The sequence below is a fragment of the Coprococcus sp. AM97-35 genome (genome assembly GCF_027697525.1).
Lineage (GTDB): Bacteria > Bacillota > Clostridia > Lachnospirales > Lachnospiraceae > Allocoprococcus > Allocoprococcus comes.
This window is the reverse complement of the sequence record NZ_JAQESL010000005.1, coordinates 20,511-40,888: the sequence shown is the minus strand read 5'-3', so window position 1 is coordinate 40,888 and position 20,378 is coordinate 20,511. Positions and strand designations below refer to the sequence as shown.

At 43.6% G+C, this 20,378-nt stretch carries 15 protein-coding genes; 11 read left to right on the top strand and 4 right to left on the bottom strand.

Annotated features, from left to right (window positions below):
- The first annotated feature begins 1 nt into the window (after nt 1).
- The 5 genes from PG840_RS06300 (at nt 2) to PG840_RS06280 (ending at nt 5,952) form a co-directional block, all read left to right on the top strand.
- A complete protein-coding gene (locus PG840_RS06300; protein WP_117555816.1) occupies nt 2-502 on the top strand; it encodes a GNAT family N-acetyltransferase in 501 nt (166 codons plus the stop codon).
- Nucleotides 483-1,865: an MATE family efflux transporter gene (locus PG840_RS06295; RefSeq protein WP_181974485.1), complete on the top strand. Its 1,383-nt coding sequence runs from the start codon at nt 483-485 to the stop codon at nt 1,863-1,865. The genes PG840_RS06300 and PG840_RS06295 overlap by 20 nt, the downstream gene beginning before the upstream one ends.
- Before the next feature lie 270 nt (nt 1,866-2,135).
- Nucleotides 2,136-3,188 carry an L-threonine 3-dehydrogenase gene (tdh, locus tag PG840_RS06290; RefSeq protein WP_173689988.1) on the top strand — a complete coding sequence of 351 codons (1,053 nt, stop codon included), beginning with the start codon at nt 2,136-2,138 and terminating at the stop codon, nt 3,186-3,188.
- 26 nt (nt 3,189-3,214) lie between these two features.
- On the top strand, nt 3,215-4,411 hold the full coding sequence (locus PG840_RS06285) for a glycine C-acetyltransferase (RefSeq protein WP_270205359.1): 1,197 nt from the start codon (nt 3,215-3,217) through the stop codon (nt 4,409-4,411).
- A gap of 272 nt (nt 4,412-4,683) precedes the next feature.
- Nucleotides 4,684-5,952, top strand: coding sequence for an L-cysteine desulfidase family protein (locus tag PG840_RS06280; RefSeq protein WP_117822902.1), 1,269 nt, complete (start codon nt 4,684-4,686; stop codon nt 5,950-5,952).
- Nucleotides 5,953-6,092: 140 nt separating this feature from the next.
- Here PG840_RS06280 and PG840_RS06275 read toward each other — a convergent pair whose 3' ends face one another.
- The gene (locus PG840_RS06275; RefSeq protein WP_117555825.1) at nt 6,093-7,112 is read right to left on the bottom strand and encodes a M42 family metallopeptidase; all 1,020 of its coding nucleotides are present in this window, start codon (nt 7,110-7,112) and stop codon (nt 6,093-6,095) included.
- A gap of 231 nt (nt 7,113-7,343) precedes the next feature.
- Between PG840_RS06275 and PG840_RS06270 the strand changes: the two genes are divergently transcribed.
- Entirely contained in the window at nt 7,344-8,696 is a 1,353-nt protein-coding gene (locus PG840_RS06270; RefSeq protein WP_117822904.1) for an MATE family efflux transporter, read from the top strand.
- Nucleotides 8,697-8,958: 262 nt separating this feature from the next.
- Here PG840_RS06270 and aroA read toward each other — a convergent pair whose 3' ends face one another.
- Both aroA and PG840_RS06260 read right to left on the bottom strand, forming a co-directional pair.
- Entirely contained in the window at nt 8,959-10,272 is a 1,314-nt protein-coding gene (gene aroA / locus PG840_RS06265; RefSeq protein WP_270613430.1) for a 3-phosphoshikimate 1-carboxyvinyltransferase, read from the bottom strand.
- Nucleotides 10,273-10,451: 179 nt separating this feature from the next.
- Entirely contained in the window at nt 10,452-11,549 is a 1,098-nt protein-coding gene (locus PG840_RS06260) for a prephenate dehydrogenase (protein WP_270205361.1), read from the bottom strand.
- Nucleotides 11,550-11,733: 184 nt separating this feature from the next.
- Between PG840_RS06260 and PG840_RS06255 the strand changes: the two genes are divergently transcribed.
- The 4 genes from PG840_RS06255 to PG840_RS06240 all read left to right on the top strand — a co-directional run bounded on the left by PG840_RS06255 (nt 11,734) and on the right by PG840_RS06240 (nt 18,444).
- Entirely contained in the window at nt 11,734-13,809 is a 2,076-nt protein-coding gene (locus PG840_RS06255; RefSeq protein WP_022220725.1) for an elongation factor G, read from the top strand.
- Nucleotides 13,810-13,974: 165 nt separating this feature from the next.
- Nucleotides 13,975-15,336, top strand: a complete 1,362-nt coding sequence (gene trkA, locus PG840_RS06250) for a Trk system potassium transporter TrkA (protein ID WP_270205362.1) — start codon at nt 13,975-13,977, stop codon at nt 15,334-15,336.
- Between the two features lie 12 nt (nt 15,337-15,348).
- Complete coding sequence (locus PG840_RS06245; protein WP_270205363.1) at nt 15,349-16,794, top strand: TrkH family potassium uptake protein; 1,446 nt, start codon at nt 15,349-15,351, stop codon at nt 16,792-16,794.
- Nucleotides 16,795-16,833: 39 nt separating this feature from the next.
- Nucleotides 16,834-18,444 (top strand): CvpA family protein, encoded by a 1,611-nt coding sequence (locus tag PG840_RS06240; protein WP_195479491.1) that lies wholly within the window; start codon nt 16,834-16,836, stop codon nt 18,442-18,444.
- A 214-nt stretch (nt 18,445-18,658) separates the two neighbouring features.
- On the opposite strand, the gene PG840_RS06235 is transcribed toward PG840_RS06240, so the two are convergent.
- The gene (locus PG840_RS06235) at nt 18,659-19,081 is read right to left on the bottom strand and encodes a DsrE family protein (protein ID WP_117555837.1); all 423 of its coding nucleotides are present in this window, start codon (nt 19,079-19,081) and stop codon (nt 18,659-18,661) included.
- A 201-nt stretch (nt 19,082-19,282) separates the two neighbouring features.
- On the opposite strand from PG840_RS06235, the gene PG840_RS06230 reads away from it, so the two are divergent.
- Complete coding sequence (locus PG840_RS06230) at nt 19,283-20,365, top strand: CobW family GTP-binding protein (RefSeq protein WP_270202804.1); 1,083 nt, start codon at nt 19,283-19,285, stop codon at nt 20,363-20,365.
- The last annotated feature ends 13 nt before the right edge of the window (nt 20,366-20,378 follow it).

Genomic DNA, 20,378 nt, shown 5'->3' with positions numbered 1-20,378 from the left:
GATGAGAATAAGAACAGCAGATATGAGTGATCTGAAAGAAATTGCCCGTGTGGAGGCAGAGTGTTTCCCGGCAGCAGAAGCGGCAACAGAAGAAGAATTTGAAAAGAGACTTACTTTTTATAAAGATCATTTCTGGCTGATGTTTGAAGAAGAGAAGTTGATCGCCTTCGTGGACGGTATGGTGACAAATCAGGAAGATCTGACAGACGAAATGTATGAAAAAGCGGAAATGCATGATGAAAAAGGTGACTGGCAGATGATTTTTGGTGTAAATACGCTGCCGTCTTACCGGAAACATGGATATGCAGGAGAATTGATCAAAAGAGCGATTACAGATGCAAAAGAGCAGGGAAGAAAGGGACTTGTCCTTACCTGCAAGGACCGGCTGATATCTTATTATGCCAGGTTTGGATTCAAAAATGAAGGTGTCTCAGAATCAGTACATGGAAACGTGGTCTGGAATCAGATGAGACTTACATTTGATGAAGGGCTGGGTGAATAATGTGAAAAAAAATAGGTTTGAAATTGATATGTGCAACGGCTCCATCATGGACAAGCTGATCTCTTTTTCACTGCCACTTATGGTTTCCGGAATTCTGCAGCTTGCGTTTAATGCAGTGGATATCATCGTGGTAGGAAGATTCTCCGGGAGTCAGGCACTTGCCGCAGTCGGCTCCACAACAGCACTGATCAATGTGTTTACGAACCTGTTTATCGGAATTTCACTTGGTGCCAATGTTCTTGCAGCCAGATTTTATGCAGCGGGCAAAGACCGGGAGATGTCGGAAACAGTACATACTTCGATCACACTTGCGCTGATCAGTGGAATTATGATGGCAGTTATCGGGGTGCTTCTTGCAAAGTGGGCACTTGAAATTATGGGAACGCCGGATGATGTAATCGGGCAGTCTGCCTTATATATGCGGATCTATTTTATGGGAATGCCATTTTTTATGTTATATAACTATGGGGCAGCCATTTTAAGGGCGATCGGTGATACAAAAAGGCCATTGATCTTCCTGATCATTTCCGGAATTGCAAATGCCGCGCTGAACATGACACTGGTTATTCTTTTTCATATGGGAGTTGCCGGGGTTGCAATTGGAACAATTATTTCACAGCTGATTTCCTGTGTGCTGGTACTGACCTGTCTGTACCGGTCGGAAGGAAGTTATCAGCTTCGTTTCTCCAAACTGAAGATCAATGGTGCCTACATGGAACAGATTTTCCAGGTGGGAGTTCCGGCGGGAATCCAGAGTACGGTCATCAATTTGTCCAATGCACTGTTGCAGTCTTCGGTTAATTCATTTGGATCGATTGCGATGGCAGGCTATACAGCAGCGAACAATATACTTGGGTTCCTTTATATGTCAGTGAATTCGATCACCCAGGCATGTATGAGTTTTACCAGTCAGAATTATGGTGTGGGTAAGCTGAAACGAATGGATAAGGTGCTGCGTGACTGTGCGATTCTGTCTATATCGATCGCGGCAGTGCTTGGTGGTCTTGCCTATAGCTTCGGACCGCAGATTCTGACAGTTTATACTTCAGATCCAAAGGTTATCAACTGCGGAATGGAAATCCTGGCGTATACATCGATCACTTATTTCCTGTGTGGGATCATGGATTTGTTTCCGGGTGCGCTTCGTGGAATGGGATATTCAGCAGTCCCGATGGTGCTTTCAGTGATCGGAACGGTGGGAACAAGAATTGTGTGGGTATTTGGAATTTTTCCGAACCACAGATCTTTATCCGTACTTTTTGTATCCTATCCGGTGTCATGGATCATTACCATTGTACTTCAGGTCGTGTGCTTCTATTTTGTGAGAAAAAGGGTACATCAGAAAGAAAAAAGATTGTTATAAACAGAACGAAATTGTGAAAATCGACAGTAGGGCATTGTGAAAAACAGACAGATTTATCTGTCTGTTTTTGTATATATATAATAAATGTGCTTGCAATAGAAAGACACATGTGCTTGTATCCGCTACAAAAACATGAACATGTAAAATGTTTGTGTATCACGGAAAATAGATTGAAAAGAGAAGAAAAATAGGGTATCCTAAGTATAGAAAAACAAAAGCAATAAAAAGTCCGCGTTAAACGGACATATGTGTCATGCGGAGGTAATGAAGATGAATGATAATAAAATGTGGGCGTTAGTAAAGGAAAAACCGGAACAGGGACTCTGGCTGAAAAGAGTACAGATTCCGGAAGTAGGACCAAATGACGTAAAGATCAAGATCCATAAAAATGCAATCTGTGGTACTGATGTACATATTTACCAGTGGAATGAATGGGCACAGCATACTATTCCGATCGGACTGACCGCAGGACATGAATATGTCGGGGAAGTTGTAGAAGTCGGTACAGGTGTACAGGGATTCAAGGTGGGCGATCTGGTATCCGGTGAAGGACATATCACTTGTGGAAAATGCAGAAACTGTCTGGAAGGGCATAAAGAGAACTGTAAAGATGCCAAAGGTGTTGGGGTAAACCGGAACGGTGCGTTTGCAGAATATCTGGTTATTCCCGCTTCAAATGTATGGCCGTGCAATCCGGCAATTGATGAAGAATTATATGCGATCTTTGATCCATTTGGAAATGCAACCCATACTGCATTATCTTACGACATGCTTGGTGAAGATGTGCTGATCACAGGTGCAGGGCCGATTGGGATCATGGCAGCGGCGATCGCAAAATTTGCAGGAGCAAGACATGTGGTAATCACGGATATGAACCAGTACCGTCTGGATCTGGCAGCAAAAATGGGTGCGACCAGATGCGTTAATCTGACACAGGAAAAACTGACGGATGTGATGCATGAGATCGGAATGACAGAAGGCTTTGATATCGGACTTGAAATGTCCGGAAGCCAGCCGGGACTTTCTGATATGATCCATAACATGAAACATGGTGGAAAGATCGCACTTCTCGGATTGCAGAGACAGGATGCAACCGTAGATCTTGAGACAGTGATCTTCAATGGGCTGAATATCCGCGGAATTTATGGAAGAAAAGTATGGGATACCTGGTACAAGATGTCTACGATGATCCAGGCGGGACTTGATATTTCACCGATCATCACACACCATTTTGATATCCGCGATTATGAAAAAGGATTTGAGGCAATGATCTCAGGACAGTCAGGAAAGGTGATCCTTGACTGGGCACATATTAACGATTAGGAAAAGCAGAAGAAGGAGAGAATAAAATGGCAAGAAAAAATGATATTTTAAGTATTTATACAAAAGAAGTAGAACAGATCAAAGCAGATGGTCTTTTCAAAGGGGAAGCACCGTTCGTATCTCCGCAGGGCGCAAAGGTTGTAATGGAAGACGGAAGAGAGCTTCTTAATATGTGTGCCAATAACTATCTTGGACTTGGGGACAATCAGAGACTGATCGATGCAGCGAAGAAAACTTATGATGAAAAAGGATATGGGGTTGCTTCTGTCAGATTTATCTGTGGAACACAGGACATCCACAAAAAACTGGAAAAGAAGATTTCCGGATTTCTGGGAACAGATGATACGATTTTATATTCTTCCTGCTTTGATGCAAATGGTGGACTTTTTGAAACTATCCTGACTGCAGAGGATGCAGTGATCAGTGATGAACTGAACCATGCTTCCATCATTGACGGAGTTCGTCTTTGTAAGGCAAAAAGATACCGCTATAAAAATAATAACATGGAAGATCTGGAAGCACAGCTTCAGGCTGCAGATGCAGCAGGAGCAAGAGTCAAACTGATCGCTACAGACGGTGTATTTTCAATGGATGGAATCATCTGTAACTTAAAAGGTGTCTGCGATCTTGCTGATAAATACAACGCACTGGTTATGGTGGATGACAGCCATGCAGTTGGATTTGTAGGAGCACACGGCAGAGGAACTTCCGAATACTGTGGCGTAGAAGGAAGAGTGGATATCATTACAGGAACACTCGGAAAAGCACTCGGTGGGGCTTCCGGTGGATATACATCAGGAAGAAAAGAGATCGTCGATCTGCTTCGTCAGAGAAGCCGTCCGTACCTGTTCTCCAACTCTCTTGCACCGGCAATCGCAGGAGCAAGTATTGAGATGTTCAATATGCTGGAAGAAAGCACCGAGCTTCGTGACCATCTGGAAGAAGTAACCGCATACTACCGCAAGCAGCTGGTAGAAAATGGATTTGATATCATCGAAGGAACCCATCCATGTGTACCGGTTATGCTTTATGATGAAAGACTTGCCGGAGAATATGCAAAGAAAATGATGGAAAAAGGGGTATATGTGGTTGCATTTTCTTATCCGGTTGTACCGAAAGGAAAAGCAAGAATCCGCACACAGGTATGCGCGAGCCATACAAAAGAAGATATTGATTTCATTATCAAATGTTTTAAAGAGACTAGAGAAGAGATTGGAAAATAAATTGCTACAGGATAGAAAAATGCCGGACAGTACAAAATGTTGCCCGGCATTTTGTGATGATATAACAGAGAAATTTGACTAAAAAATGTTATAGGAAAATTTTCGGAGGCGTTAAATAAAAATAAAAGAATATTTTTGGAATGTAATCATGGTAATTATGTAAAACCTGAAAAAATAGAGAGAAAAGCTTGTGGGAAAGGCAGGAATACTATAAAATAAACAGGGAACCATAAAAAGATGAATGGGGTGTCATCTGACAGAGGAGAGAAAAGATGGAACAAAAAATATACAATGAATATGTGGAAATTTTAAAGGAAGAGCTGCTTCCAGCGATGGGATGTACAGAGCCGATTGCAGTAGCTTACGCGGCAGCAGTTGCAGTTCAGGCTCTTGGGGAAAAACCGGAATCTGTAGAAGTAAATGTCAGTGCAAATATTATTAAGAATGTAAAAAGTGTCGTTGTACCGTGCACAGGAGGACTTCGCGGAATCGGTGCAGCAGTCTGTGCAGGGATTGTAGCCGGATGTCCGGAAAAAGAACTGGAAATTCTGGAAGAGATCACAGGGGAACAGAAAGTAGAAATGAAAAAGATGCTGGATACTATGCCGATGACAATCCGGGAATCCGATAAAGAATATATTTTCGACATCCAGATCAAGGCATGTGCAGGCGGACACAGCGGATACGTAGAGATCGCAGGTTTTCACACCAATGTGATCTGTGTAAAGAAAGATGATGAGATCATCAGAGAAAAAGCATATGAAGAGCAGGGATCCAGCTGTGCGACGGACCGTTCTCTTCTGACTGTGGAGAAGATCATTGAATTCGCAGACTGCGTAGACGTTGCAGACGTAGAGGAAGTTCTGCAGAGACAGATTGATTATAACTGGGCAATTGCCGAAGAAGGCATGACAGGAAACTGGGGGGCTGCCATTGGAAAGACTTTGATGGAAGCATATGGAAACAGTGTACATAACCGTGCGAAAGCGATGGCAGCGGCCGGATCGGATGCAAGAATGAACGGATGTGAACTTCCGGTTGTCATCAATTCGGGAAGCGGTAACCAGGGAATGACAACTTCTCTTCCGGTGATCGTCTATGCAAAAGAGCTGAATGTCTCAAAAGAGATGATGCTCCGCGCGCTGGTTGTGTCAAATCTGATCACAATCCATATGAAGACAGGAATCGGAAGACTGTCTGCATATTGCGGCGCGATCAGTGCAGGATGTGGTGCAGGTGCCGGAATCTGTTATCTGTATGGCGGACATGCATATGAGATTTCTCATGTAATTGTAAATGCAGTTGCCATTAACTCAGGTGTTGTGTGTGATGGAGCGAAGGCAAGCTGCGCGGCAAAAATCGCATCAGCTGTAGAAGCAGGGCTTCTGGGACTTCAGATGCAGAAAAATGGAAAGCAGTTCTATGGCGGAGACGGACTTGTAGAAAAAGGTGTAGAAAACACGATCCGTAATATCGGAGAGCTTGCAAAGAAGGGAATGCGTGAGACGGATAAAACGATCATCCAGATCATGACAAGATAAGAAAAAGAGAAAAGAACTGGTAGAAGAGGCACTTGCATTTACCGGACTTAAGAAAAATATGACTAATATTGAAAAAATAAAACATCTGCGGTATGCATATCGCAGATGTTTTATTTTTGACCGTTAGCTATTTATACTTTTTATTTTTGAATATACTTCTTCAACAACAAAAGCGTATTCTTTACCCCATCCATATGGGATCTTTCATAGTTATGTGATGCATACACCCCAGGGCCAATCAGACCATGACGGATATCATATCCTGCCCGAAGAGTTGCCTCTACATCAGAACCGTAATGCGGATACACATCGATCGCATAATCCAATCCTTCTTCTTTTGCAGTTTCGGCAAGAGCGGATGTTACGTCGTAGTTGTAAGGACCGCCGGAATCTTTTGCGCAAATAGATACCATGCGTTCGGTACATCCGAGATCGGATCCGACGCAGCCCATGTCAACAGAAATCATCTCTGTTGTATCTTCGGCAACAAAACTTCCGCCGTGTCCGACTTCTTCATATACAGTGAAAAGGAGAGAAACTTTGCGGGAAAGAGCAATAGATTCATCTTTTACGCATTTTGCCAGACCGAGAAGGATGGCGGCAGAAAGCTTGTCATCTAAGAAACGGCTTTTGATATAACCGCTCGGTGTGATCTGGGTACGCGGGTCCATGGCGATGATATCTCCAGGCTGTACGCCAAGTGAAAGAGTTCCTTCTTTAGTGTCCACATTTTCGTCCAGAAGGATTTCCATATTTTCTTCTTTTGTCTCAACAGCAGAATCTGCAACATGAACAGAAGGTTCAGTATTTAGTACTACACCGGTATAAACGCGTCCGTCGCGTGTGTGGATCGTGCAGTTTTCCCCATCAGCGGTACTCCACTGGTGTCCACCGAGAGTAGTCGGACGCAGTCTTCCATTTGCTTTGACAGAACGCACCATGGCACCGAGGGTATCAACGTGTGCTGCAAGTACCAGCGGATTCCCCTCTCCGCCGATCGTTACGAATACGTTGCCTTTGTTAGAAAGCTGTGGTTCATATCCCATATCTGATAAAGTCTTCATCAGGTATGCAGCCACATCTTTGGTATAACCGGATGGGCTTGGAATAGAAGTTAAAGCTTTCAGTTCGTTTCCGATAAATTCAAGATAATTTTGCATAGAAAATTCCCCCAAAAAATTTATAGTATATATCATAATAGTTTAATGGAAGAGGATGGAAAATGCAATATACATTGAAGGATAATTTAAAAAGGTTATAATAATTGATGAAAAAATAGATTCATGATTTATTAAAAAAGAATCAAATATTGCTTCCGATATATTTGCTGGTGAATTAACCGTATCAGGAGTATAATAGACTTAAAATATTATAGGAGGACAAGGTTAATTATGGGGGAAACATCAAACGCTAATCTACTGACAACGGGATCTATTCCGAAAAAGATTATTATGTTTGCGATTCCGCTTCTATGGGGGAATTTATTCCAGCAGTTGTATAATGTGGCGGATTCGCTGATCGTGGGAAATTTTCTTGGGAATAATGCACTTGCAGCTGTCAGCTCATCAGGGAATCTGATATTCCTGATGGTAGGATTTTTTGGGGGAATTGGCGTGGGAGCCGGTGTTGTCATTGCGAGGTATTTTGGAGCCGGAGAATATGAAAAGCTGAAAAAAGCAATCCATACGGCACTGGCATTTGGTGGCGTATGTGGAATTTTTCTTACGGTTGCCGCGTTGATCCTTGCACCGCAGATTTTAAAACTGATTGGTACGCCGGAAGAGGTACTGCCGAAATCACTGGTTTATTTCAGGGTGTATTTTGCAGGTTCACTTGGATTTGTAATTTATAACTTTGGAATGGGGATTTTGCAGTCACTTGGTGACAGTAAGAGTCCGGTCATCTATTTGATCATTTCAGCGTGTCTGAATGTGATTCTGGATCTGGTGCTGATCGGAGGCTTAGGATTTGGTGTAGGTGCAGCAGCTTTTGCAACGATTGTTTCACAGATATTAAGTGCGGTTCTGTGTATCAGAAAACTGCGTAGGGAACCAGAGGCGTTCCGGTTATCTTTTCGTGAACTTCGGATGAATGGGAATATGCTGCGGCTGATCGTGGTAAACGGAATACCGGCAGGAATCCAGAATTCCATTATTGCGGTTGCAAATGTATTTGTACAGTCGAATATTAATCAGTTTGGGGCTCTGGCAATGGCCGGATGTGGGTCATATTCCAAAATTGAAGGATTTGGATTTATTCCGGTTACCTGCTTCTCACAGGCACTCACGACGTTTATTGGACAGAATCTGGGAGCAAAAGAGTATGACCGGGCAAAAAAAGGGGCATTGTTTGGAACCATTTGTGGAATCGGGATAGCAGAAGTGATCGGAATAGCAGTTTTTTTCTTTTCACCATACCTGATCGCTGCGTTTGGAGGAGATCAAAAAGCAATTGAATATGGAATTGCAGAGGCACATACGATCGCTCTTTTCTATTGTCTGCTTGCGTTCTCGCATTGTATGGCAGCAATTCAGAGAGGGGCGGGAAGAAGTATTGTTCCGATGTTTGTTATGATGATTGTATGGTGCGGAGTCCGGGTAACCTATATTAGTATTGTTATCAGGATTATTCCGGTGATCAATGTAATCTACTGGGCATATCCACTTACCTGGTTTATCAGTTCGGTGATATTTTTGATTCTGTTTCTTAAGACAGACTGGATTCACGGATTAGAGAAACAGTGACAGGGCGCATAAAAAAGAAAGCTGTACACTACTTATGTAGTGTGCGGCTTTCTTTTTTTGTTTCATAGGAGATTCCGAAGGAACTTCCTATGAAACAAAAGGCCCTGCGTGCCGGAGATGCGCACTCGCACGAAGATGAAGAATGTCGCAAGCGGTCTACGCTCCCCTTCGGTCGTTGCTTAACGAGCGCCACTGGCGCTCAGCAACGCACTCGGCGCAAGAATGTGCCGAGGCACATTCTTTCTTATATTTTTGCGTGAAATTACAGGGAAAGGGAATGAAGTTCCGTAAAAAATGAAGGATAAGATACATCTACACACTGACCATTCTGGATTTCAGTATTTCCCTCAGCGGCAAGGGCTGCGATGGAAAAGGCCATTGCGATCCGGTGATCCAGATAACTGTTGATCTGTCCTCCATGAACCGGATTACCGCCACGGATGATCATGCCGTCGTCGGTTGGTGTTACATCAACGCCCATGGCAAGAAGTCCTTCTGTAGTTGTTTTGATACGCTCAGTCTCTTTGACCTTCAATTCGGCAGCATCCCTGATGATCGTAGTTCCCTCGGCGAAAGCAGCCATCACTGCAATCATCGGAATCTCATCGATCAGTGTAGGGATGATTGCACCTTCTACGGTGGTTCCGTGAAGAGTGCTTGTACGTACAAGAAGATCGGCAGTTGGTTCACCACTGTCACGATTTTCATTTAGATAGGTAATGTCTGCCCCCATTGCCCTGCATACTTTAAGGATTCCGGCACGGGTCGGGTTGGTACCTACATTCTTTATCAGAAGTTCAGAACCTGGAACCAGAAGGGCAGCAGCGATGAAGTAAGCAGCAGAAGAAATATCTCCGGGAACCAGGATCTTCTGTCCGTATAATTCCTCACATGGGAGAATAGATGCAGTTGCACTGCCATCAGAATGTACTTCTGTCTGTACGTTGGCACCGAAGCCATTCAGCATCAGTTCTGTATGATTACGGGAAAGTACAGGTTCTGTAACCAGGGTTAATCCGTCTGCATAAAGTCCTGCCAGGAGTACGGAAGATTTAACCTGAGCAGAAGCTACTTTTGAGTGATAGTGGATTGCGTGCAGGGATGGATTCTGACCGGCAGAAAGATGGCTGTTGATCAGAAGTGGTGCGCACCCGTTCCCATTCTGGCTTAAAATATCAGCGCCCATCATTCCAAGAGGCTCCATGATCCTCTTCATCGGGCGGGAGTTCAGAGAAGCATCGCCGGAAAGAGTGGTGGCAAACGGCTGACCGGAAAGAATACCGGAAATCAGTCTTGTGGTGGTTCCGCTGTTCCCCACATCTAAAAAAGAAGAAGGTTCGGAAAGTCCGTGAAGGCCTTTGCCGTGAACCAGGATACGGTCAGGTGTGTCTTCGATATTGATTCCCATGGCACGAAAGCAGCCGATGGTAGAGAGGCAGTCGGCACCGTGAAGAAAATGTGTGATCTCAGTAGTTCCTTTTGCCAGTGCACCGAACATAATAGAACGGTGGGAGATGGATTTATCGCCGGGAACAGATACTTCCCCGCGAAGCTGTTTAACAGGTTGGATTTGCATAATATAGTAACCTCTCATTCGTAAAATTCTATTTTCAAGCATTGTGACCAATTTACACAAAGTTCTGAAAAGATTTTTTGGACTGTCTTGCATTTAATGATGTGAGTGTCAAAAGTCCTCTTGCAAGCAAGCTTGCATCGGCTTTCTGACCTTTTGACCCTGGTATCATCATTTAATTATTAACGCTCATAAACAATATAACGATGCTTCTGCAAAAGTGCTACTGCCTTCTCACAGGAGATGCTGTCATAGAATTCGATGCGGAGTACGCCTTCTTCAAATTCACGGTTATGAACAATTCCGATGTTCTTAATGCTGAGTGCATTAGAAGCGAGGATGGTCGCAATGGTGGCGATCACACCGGCTTCATCCGGGATGTCACAGTAGATCTCGAATGCACGCTTGATTGGGCCGGCAGAACCATTTGGCATGGAATTGCGGTAGTTCCGGGAATGGTCGAACATATTGTAGATTCCCTGGGAGTCTCCGGAATCAACCAGTTTTTTCGCTTCATTTAATGTTTCGATATAATTTCCAAGGATCTGGGAAATATTACTCTGATTCTGTGCACAGATATGTTCCCACATGGTCGGTGAGGAAGAGGCGATTCGCGTAATGTCCTTAAAGCCGCCGGCGGCGAGGGTTTTCATCAGCTCATCCTTGGTGTCGGTGTCTCTGACAAAGTTGACCAGACTTGCGGCAATGATATGTGGCAAGTGGCTGATCGTGCCGGTGACGATGTCGTGTTCATGATAATCCAGTACGATCGGAAGTGCACGCAAGGATTCTACGAAGGATGCGTATGCATCAACCTTTTTTTTCGCTACTTTGGCGGAAGGGGTGAGAACAAAGTAAGCGTTCTCGATCAGGATTGGTTTGGAATTGGCAAAACCACTCTTTTCGGAACCGGCCATCGGGTGTCCTCCGATAAAGTAATCCTCCAGTCCCAGCCGGATGATCTCGTCATGGATCGGAGTCTTGACACTTCCGACGTCAGTCAGGATCATATCATCATGCAGGTAAGGCATCATCTGCTTTAAATATGCAGTATTGAAAGCAACCGGGGCACATAAGAAGATGTAGTTGCAGCCTCGGAAATTATCATCGATTGAGGTACAGGCCACATTGATGATGGATTCTTGTGTGGCAAGTGCCAGAGTTTCTCTATTCTTGTCGAAAGCGACAATCTCATAATCCGGATAATATCGCCGGATCGCCTTTGCAATAGAGCCCCCAATGAGTCCGAGTCCGATAAATCCGATTTTTTTCTGTTTCATAATCTTTCGTCCTTTCGTGATAGTCTACCTTTCATAATATAGGAAAACAGGCTATCTGTCAATAAAGCAATACTTTAAAGTGTAAAAGTGAAAGTTTTTGTTGAAATTCTATAAAATAGTTGTGTTTTTATAGAAAGTTTAGTACAATATATCCATGAGAAACTTTAGCAAGGAGGCAGCAAGCATGAAGGTTTACAGAACGGATGAAATTAGAAACGTGGTCCTTTTAGGACATGGGGGAAGCGGAAAGACCAGTCTGGCAGAAGCGATGGCTTATGTATCTGGAGCAACAAATCGTATGGGATCTGTTGAGAACGGTAATACGATCAGTGATTTTGATAAAGAAGAACAGAAACGTAAATTCTCACTTAGCACAAGTCTGATTCCGATTGAATGGGAAAAAGCAAAGATTAATATCCTTGATACACCTGGATATTTTGATTTTGTCGGAGAAGTGGAAGAAGCAGTCAGCGCAGCCGATGCAGCTGTTATCGTTGTTTCCGGAAAAGCCGGTGTGCAGGTAGGAACCGAGAAAGCATGGGAACTCTGTGATAAGTATAATCTTCCGCGTATGATCTATGTTACTGAGATGGATGTGGATGATGCCAGCTTCCGTCAGGTTGTTGAAGATCTGACCGCAAGATACGGTAAAGTGATCGCACCACATTTCCAACCGATCCGTGAGAACGAGAAATTAGTAGGTTATGTCAATGTTATCAAGAATGCAGGTAGAAGATACACCGGACTTGGACAGAGAGAAGAGTGTGAGATTCCGGATTACTGTCTGCCGAACCTGCAGATTTACAGAGAGAAGCTTCTTGAAGCAGTGGCAGAGACCAGTGAAGCATTTATGGAACGTTATTTTGAGGGAGATGAATTCTCGGTTGAAGAGATCCGTTCTGCCATGAGAACAGAAGTTATGGACGGAGATATCGTTCCGGTAGCAATGGGATCCAATGTTCAGGCACAGGGTGTTGCAAACTTACTGTCTGATATCGTAAGATTTTTCCCAAGTCCGGAATACCGTGAATGCGTAGGTATCAACCGTAAGACCAATGAGATCTTTGAAGCACATCATGATTTTGCAGCCGCAAAGACCGCATATGTATTCAAGACCATGGTAGATCCGTTTATCGGAAAATATTCTTTCGTAAAAGTATGTTCCGGTGTATTAAAGGGGGATGATGTCCTTTACAATCCGGAGTCAGATGCAGAAGCAAAGATCGGCAAGATATACACCTTATCCGGCAACAAACCGGTAGAAGTTCAGGAACTGTTTGCAGGTGATATCGGAGCGATTGCAAAACTGACAAGTACAAAGACAGGGGATACCCTTTCAACAAAAAATACACCGGTATCTTATGGAAGAACCGAATACTCCAAACCGTATACATATATGAAGTATGTAGTGAATAACAAAGGTGATGAGGACAAGGTATCACAGGCTCTTGCGAAGATGATGGCAGAGGATGTGACACTGAAAGTGGTAAATGACAGTGAGAACCGCCAGTCACTGATTTATGGAATGGGTGACCAGCATCTGGAAGTGACAGCAAGCAAGCTGGCAGAGCGTTACAAAGTCGGAATCAGACTGGAGACACCAAAAGTTGCGTTCCGTGAGACGATCCGCAAGAACTCGGATGTAGATACCAAGTATAAGAAACAGTCCGGAGGACATGGACAGTATGGACATGTTAAGATGCGTTTTGAACCATCCGGAGATCTGGATACACCGTATGTATTCCAGGAAGAAGTAGTCGGAGGTGCTGTTCCGAAGAACTACTTCCCGGCGGTTGAAAAAGGATTGCAGGAATCTGTATTAAAAGGACCTCTCGCCGGATATCCGGTAGTTGGCGTGAAAGCAACCCTGTATGATGGATCTTACCATCCGGTAGATTCTTCTGAAATGGCATTTAAGACTGCGACGATCCAGGCATTTAAGAAAGGATTTATGGAAGCAGGACCGGTTCTTCTTGAGCCAATCGCATCTGTGAAAGTAACCGTTCCGGATGATTATACCGGAGACGTTATGGGAGATCTGAACAAGAGACGTGGCCGTGTTCTTGGAATGAATCCACAGTCAGGCGGATATCAGGTAATTGAAGCGGATGTACCGATGACAGGCATGTTTGGATATTGCACAACACTTCGTTCTATGACAGGTGGACGAGGAAGCTATTCGTATGAATTTGCCCGTTATGAACAGGCTCCGGCAGATGTACAGGAAAAAGAAATTGAAAAGCGTGCAGCTGAAGAATAAGAATAAGGAAAAGCCGGGAGGAAATCCCGGTTTTTTCTATTGTACTTTCGTACTAAAAGTGGTATACATATTATGATGGTGGCAGCTTCGGCTGTCCCATTGGTATTTTATACAATTTTAGTATTAAAGGTTTAGTATTAAGAGAAAAAGTAGAGGAAAAGAAAAATGAAAATTGTAATTATTGGGGACGGGAAGGTTGGTCATAAACTGACCATACAGTTATCCGAAGAAAATTACGATGTGGTTTTGATTGACCAAAATGAGGGAAAATTAAAAGAAGCACTTAATCAGCTTGATATTCTCTGCATTACCGGAGATGGTGCAGATGCGAAAGTGCAGAAAGAAGCAGGAGTGCCGGGCGCTGATCTTGTTGTGGCATGTGCATCGACAGACGAACTGAATATGCTGAGCTGCCTACTCGCAAAGAGACTTGGGGCAAAGCACACGATCGCCCGTGTAAGGAATCCGATCTATTATCAGCAGATCGATCTTTTGAAAGAGGACTTAAGACTGAGTATGGCTGTCAACCCGGAACTTGCGGCTGCATTTGAGATTTCCAGATCGATCCTTCTTCCGGATACTGCAAAGGTAGAGACTTTTATGAAGGGAAAAGTCGAAATGGTAGAATTCATTGTCAAAGAAAGAAGCCATTTGGGCGGAGTATCGCTTGCTGAGCTTTACCGCAAGTTCCAGATCAAAGTTCTGGTATGTGCTGTAAGACGTGGAACGGAAGTGATCATCCCGAATGGTGATTTTGTCATCCATGATGGAGACCGGCTTCATATTGTTGCATCCCACAAATATATTGAAGAATTTTTCCATCTGATCGGAAAGCGGAAAGAGCCGAAGAATATTCTGGTTTGTGGTGGGGGAAAAGTCGGATATTATCTGGCAAAACAGCTTTTAGGACTTGGTATGCAGGTTAAGATCATTGAGCAGGACTGGAAGAAATGCGAAGATCTCTGCGACCAGCTTCCGAAAGCGACGATCATCTGTGGGAATGCCGCAGACCATGACCTTCTGATCGAAGAAGGAATTGAACAGGCAGATGCCCTGGTCAGCCTGACCGGTATGGATGAGGAGAATATTATCCTTGCACTTTTTGCAAAGACAAAAGGTGTGGACAAGATCGTGGCAAAGGTCAACGAAGACGGACGTGCCCAGCTTGTCGAGGAACTTGGGATCGATCTGATTGTATCAGCAAAGACTGCAACAGCAGATGCGATCATGAGTTATGTGCGTGCACGCCAGAATTCTCTCAAGAATGTCAATGTTGAATCTATGTATCAGCTGGTTGGCGGAAGAGTAGAAGCACTGGAATTTATTATCAAAGAAAAAACAGAATATACAGATATCCCGTTTAAGGATCTGGAACTGAAGCCGAACAATCTGATCGCATGTATCGGAAGAAAACGGCAGATTATTATTCCGGACGGGGATGAATCCATTCAGGTGGGCGACAGTGTTGTAATCGTTACGACCCAGAAGAAAGTTAAGGATATCACAGATATTCTGGCTGAGCAATAGGGGTGAAAAGAAATGAATGTGAAAATGATACGCTATATCATCAGTAAGATGATGGGAGTAGAGGGACTGCTGATGCTGCTTCCGATGATGGTTGGAATTATTTATGGCGAGCACACATCGGTTTATTTTCTGATTACAGCTGCGATCCTGACGGCAATTTATCTGCTGTTTGGCAGAAAATGCCCGGAGAACATGACGATTTATGCCAAAGAAGGTCTGATCATTGTTGCAACGGCCTGGATTTTCTGGTCACTTGCAGGTGCACTTCCATTTGTACTCAGCAAAAGTATTCCAAGCTATGTGGATGCTTTTTTTGAAACAGTATCCGGATTTACGACGACAGGTTCTACGATCCTGACTGAGATTGAAGGACTTCCGAAAGGAATTCTTTTCTGGCGTTCCCTGACACATTGGGTTGGTGGAATGGGAGTGCTGGTATTTGTTATGGTACTTACCTCTCTGGATGAGAAGAATTCCATGCATCTGATGCGTGCGGAAGTTCCGGGGCCAGAGGCAGATAAACTGGTTCCAAAGGCAAGAGGAACCGCAAGGATCCTGTATGGAATGTATTTTGCACTGACTGCAATTGAGGTAGTTTTTCTTCTGGCAGGAGGGATGAACCTGTTTGACGCAGTGACACATGCATTCAGTACTGCCGGTACCGGAGGATTTTCCGGCTACAATGCAAGTGTGGCACACTTCAACAGTGCCTACATTGATGGTGTGATCACCGTATTTATGATCCTGTTTGGTATCAATTTTAACCTGTATTTCTTTCTGCTTTTGAAAGAATTTAAGAGTGTATTTAAGAATGAGGAGCTGCGTGCTTACCTGGGAATCATTGCAGGAGCAACCGTTGTGATCACCTGCAATATCGCCGGAGGTTATCATTCTCTTTTAAAGGCATTCCGCTATGCGGCGTTCCAGGTGGCATCCGTGATCACGACAACTGGATTTGTGACGGCAGATTTCAACAAGTGGCCGGAGCTTTCCAAATGTGTTCTGCTTCTTGTGATGGTAATCGGTGCTTCTGCCGGTTCAACAGGCGGTGGTATCAAAGTATCAAGACTTCTGATCCTGGTAAAAAGCATCCGCCGGGAGCTGAAAACTATGATCCATCCGAAAGCAGTCAATATCGTAAAAGTAAATGGGAAAAAAATGAAAGAAGAGACGATGCGGGGGGTATATGTATACTTTATTGCGTATATACTAATCCTGATCGTATCCGTGCTTCTGATCTCGATCAATAACTTTGATTTTACTACTTCATTTACCGGAGTGCTTACTACACTTAATAATGTAGGACCGGGACTGAATCTGGTAGGACCGGTGGAAAATTTTGCGAAGTTCTCAGACTTCTCGAAGATTGTGTTCTGCGTGGATATGCTGATCGGACGACTGGAGATCTTCCCGTTCTTGATGCTGTTCTCGCCGTCACTTTGGAGTAGAAAATTCTAAGACAGCTTCGGTAAGGCAAAACGATGAAAAGGAGAATTTATGAAAAAGAAAAATATAGCGATTAGTTTTCTGCTGCTTTTAGTGGCAGCAGGAATCTGGTATTATGTATCACTGCCGGCTTTTAATATCCATTCTTCCGGAGTGTGGTATTTTGTGCTTGTTCTGGTGCTTGCGGTCGGTCTTGTGTTTGCAGGAAAAAAAGGCTTGCGATACGGAGCGATTGATCTGAAGGAGATGAAAGAATCCAAAGGTTTCAAATGGTGTGTCCGTCTTTTTATTCTTTTGTTAGTGATTTATCTGGCCGGAACCATTCTTTCTTCACCGATTGTGAATGCGAAGAAATATCAACAGCTTCTGAAGGTAGAAGAGGGCGAATTCACGAAAGATATCGAGGAGCTTTCCTTTGACCAGATCCCGCTTCTGGATAAGGAGTCTGCGCAGCTTTTAGGAGACCGGAAGATGGGAAGCATGTCAGATATGGTATCCCAGTTTGAGGTGGACGATATCTACAGTCAGATCAACTACAAGGATCGTCCGGTCCGTGTGTCACCTTTGAAATATGCGAATCTGATCAAATGGTTTACCAATCGGAAAGATGGACTTCCTGCATATATCCGGATCGATATGGCAAGTCAGACAACGGAGATGGTAAAGCTGGAGCAGGGAATGAAGTATTCGACCAGCGAGCATTTTGGAAGAAATATTTACCGTCATCTTCGTTTTGCGCATCCGACTTATATTTACGGAGACCTTAGTTTTGAAATTGATGATAATGGTGTTCCATACTGGGTAGCACCGGTCAAAAAGTATAATATCGGTCTTTTCGGAGGAGAAACGGTAGGACATGTGGTGCTCTGCAATGCGATCACCGGCGAAATGCAGGACTACAGGATCGATGAAGTCCCGGAATGGATCGACCGAGCCTATTCGGCAGATCTTCTGGTACAGCTTTATGATTATTATGGCACGTTAAAACATGGGTATTTTAACAGTGTACTCAGCCAGAAAGATTGTCTGAAGACAACAAACGGATATAATTATCTGGCGATTGATGATGATGTATGGGTGTACACGGGAGTAACTTCTGTAAACAGTGACCAGTCCAATGTGGGATTTGTTCTGATGAACCAGAGAACTATGGAGACAAAGTATTATCCGGTGGCAGGTGCGATCGAAGATTCTGCGATGGCATCGGCAGAAGGACAGGTACAGAACCTGAAGTATCGGGCGACTTTCCCGCTGTTGCTTAACATTTCCGGGGAGCCGACTTACTTTATGGCACTTAAGGATGATGCAGGACTTGTGAAAAAGTATGCAATGGTCAATGTCCAGAAGTACCAGGTTGTTGCGATCGGGGATACGGTAAGTGTATGTGAAGAATCCTACAATAATCTGCTTCTTACCAATGGAATCAAGGAAAAAGAAGAAGTGAAGATGGATACCGGCACGATCGAAGGAAAGATCACGAAAATCGCCCAGGGCGTTATAGATGGAGATTCTCATTACTACATTATGCTGGAAGGATCAGATGAGATTTTTGATGTATCGGTAGTCGATTTTATTGAGATCATCAAGTACAATGTTGGAGATGATGTAAAACTGGAGTATGCAAAAGGGGATAAGGCAAATACGGTTTTGTCTTTGAAATAGCATGATGTTGGAGTCAAAAGGTATTTTGCCCCTTTGATACCAGATTGCGAGAGTGCAAAAATCCTCTTGCAAGCAAGCTTGCATCGGCTTTCTGACCTTTTGACCCTGGTATCATAGCATAAAAAGAATGTACTCTGTCACATTTGGAAAACCATAAAAGGAGGGATGAAGATTTACAGAAAATCTTCATCCCTCCTTTTGGATAATGTCTATCTTAGTTAAGGAGTGTACAATTTTCAAAATCTACATTACCAAGCTGTTCATTCGTTGCACTGATGCTGACATAAAAATCTACATCATTTTCTTTGGAGATCTTTTTCAGTGTTTCGATGAAAGAAGGAATGTTCTCAAGTGTGATGTCGGCGTGTTTTAAAATACCGTCGATAAAGATTGCTTTGATATCATGGTCTGCGCTTAACATACCGTAAATAAATCCAAGATATTCATCGGTATTGGTGATTACATCATAGTCATCCATGCAGATCGCTCTGATGTTGAAAGATAAGCTGTATGTATCTCTGTGGCTCTTCTTGATGAAGAATACGTTTCCTTCACATGTCTTTACAGCTTCGTTAGCACGTTCGATCATTTGCTGGGTTTTTCCGCTTCCTTTTGGGCCTGTCAATAAATTAACCATATTATCAAGTCTCCTTTGTTTATGAATTTGTACTAAAAAAGTACGAGATTTTATAAAACTATTATACACTAATCACAATGCATTAACAAGCTATTTATTTGCATCTTTTAAAGAAATGTGATACGATATAGCTCGGAAACAATTTGCAGTTAGAAAAGGCTAATTTATGAAATTATAATAATAAGAAAAGAGGAACGAAAAATGACGAAAGTTGATATTATTTCTGGTTTCCTGGGAGCAGGAAAGACAACATTCATCAAGAAACTGATCGAGGATGTATTTCCGGGAGAAAGACTGGTCCTGATCGAGAACGAATTTGGGGAGATCGGTATTGATGGCGGATTCTTAAAAGATGCCGGCGTTGAGATCACAGAGATGAACTCAGGATGTATCTGCTGTACACTGGTGGGGGATTTTAGCAAAGCACTTCAGAAAGTACTTGCAGATTATACACCGGATCGTGTCATCATCGAACCTTCAGGAGTTGGAAAGCTTTCTGATGTTGTAAAAGCAATCGAGGGTGTCAAAGATGAGGCAGATATTGAGATTGACGGAAGAATCACAGTTGTTGACGGTAAGAAAGCAAAGATCTATCTCAAGAACTTCGGAGAATTCTTCAATAACCAGGTAGAGCATGCATCTACGATCGTTATCAGCCGTACCCAGATGATGACAGATGAAAAGGTAGAAGAGTGCGTGCATATGCTGCGTGAGAAAAATGCAGAGGCAACCATTATTTCCACACCTTGGGAAGAACTTGGAAAAGATGCCGTTTTGCATGCCCTGCAGCATGGCGCTGAGATCGAAGGTATCTTGGAAGAACATGCACATGAGCATGACGACCACGAACATCACCATCATCATGATGACGAATGTGGCTGCGGTCATGATCATGATCACGACCATCATCACGATCACGAAGAGCATGAGCATCATCACGAACATGATGAGAACTGCACCTGCGGATGCCATGACCATCACCACGGACACGAAGGACATCATCATGCAGATGAAGTATTTACGAGCTGGGGCAAGGAGACTGCTCATAAGTATACAGAAGAAGAACTGGATTACCTGCTGAAAGCATTATCTGAGACAGATGCTTACGGAACCGTACTTCGTTCCAAAGGAATTATCCAGATGGCAGACGGTTCCTGGAAGCAGTTTGATATGGTTCCGGAAGAATATGAAGTCCGTGAGGGACAGGCTGATTACACAGGACGTGTATGCGTGATCGGAACAGATCTCAAAGAAGAGGATCTGATTAAGTTATTCCATATCTAGGAGGAGCAAGCGG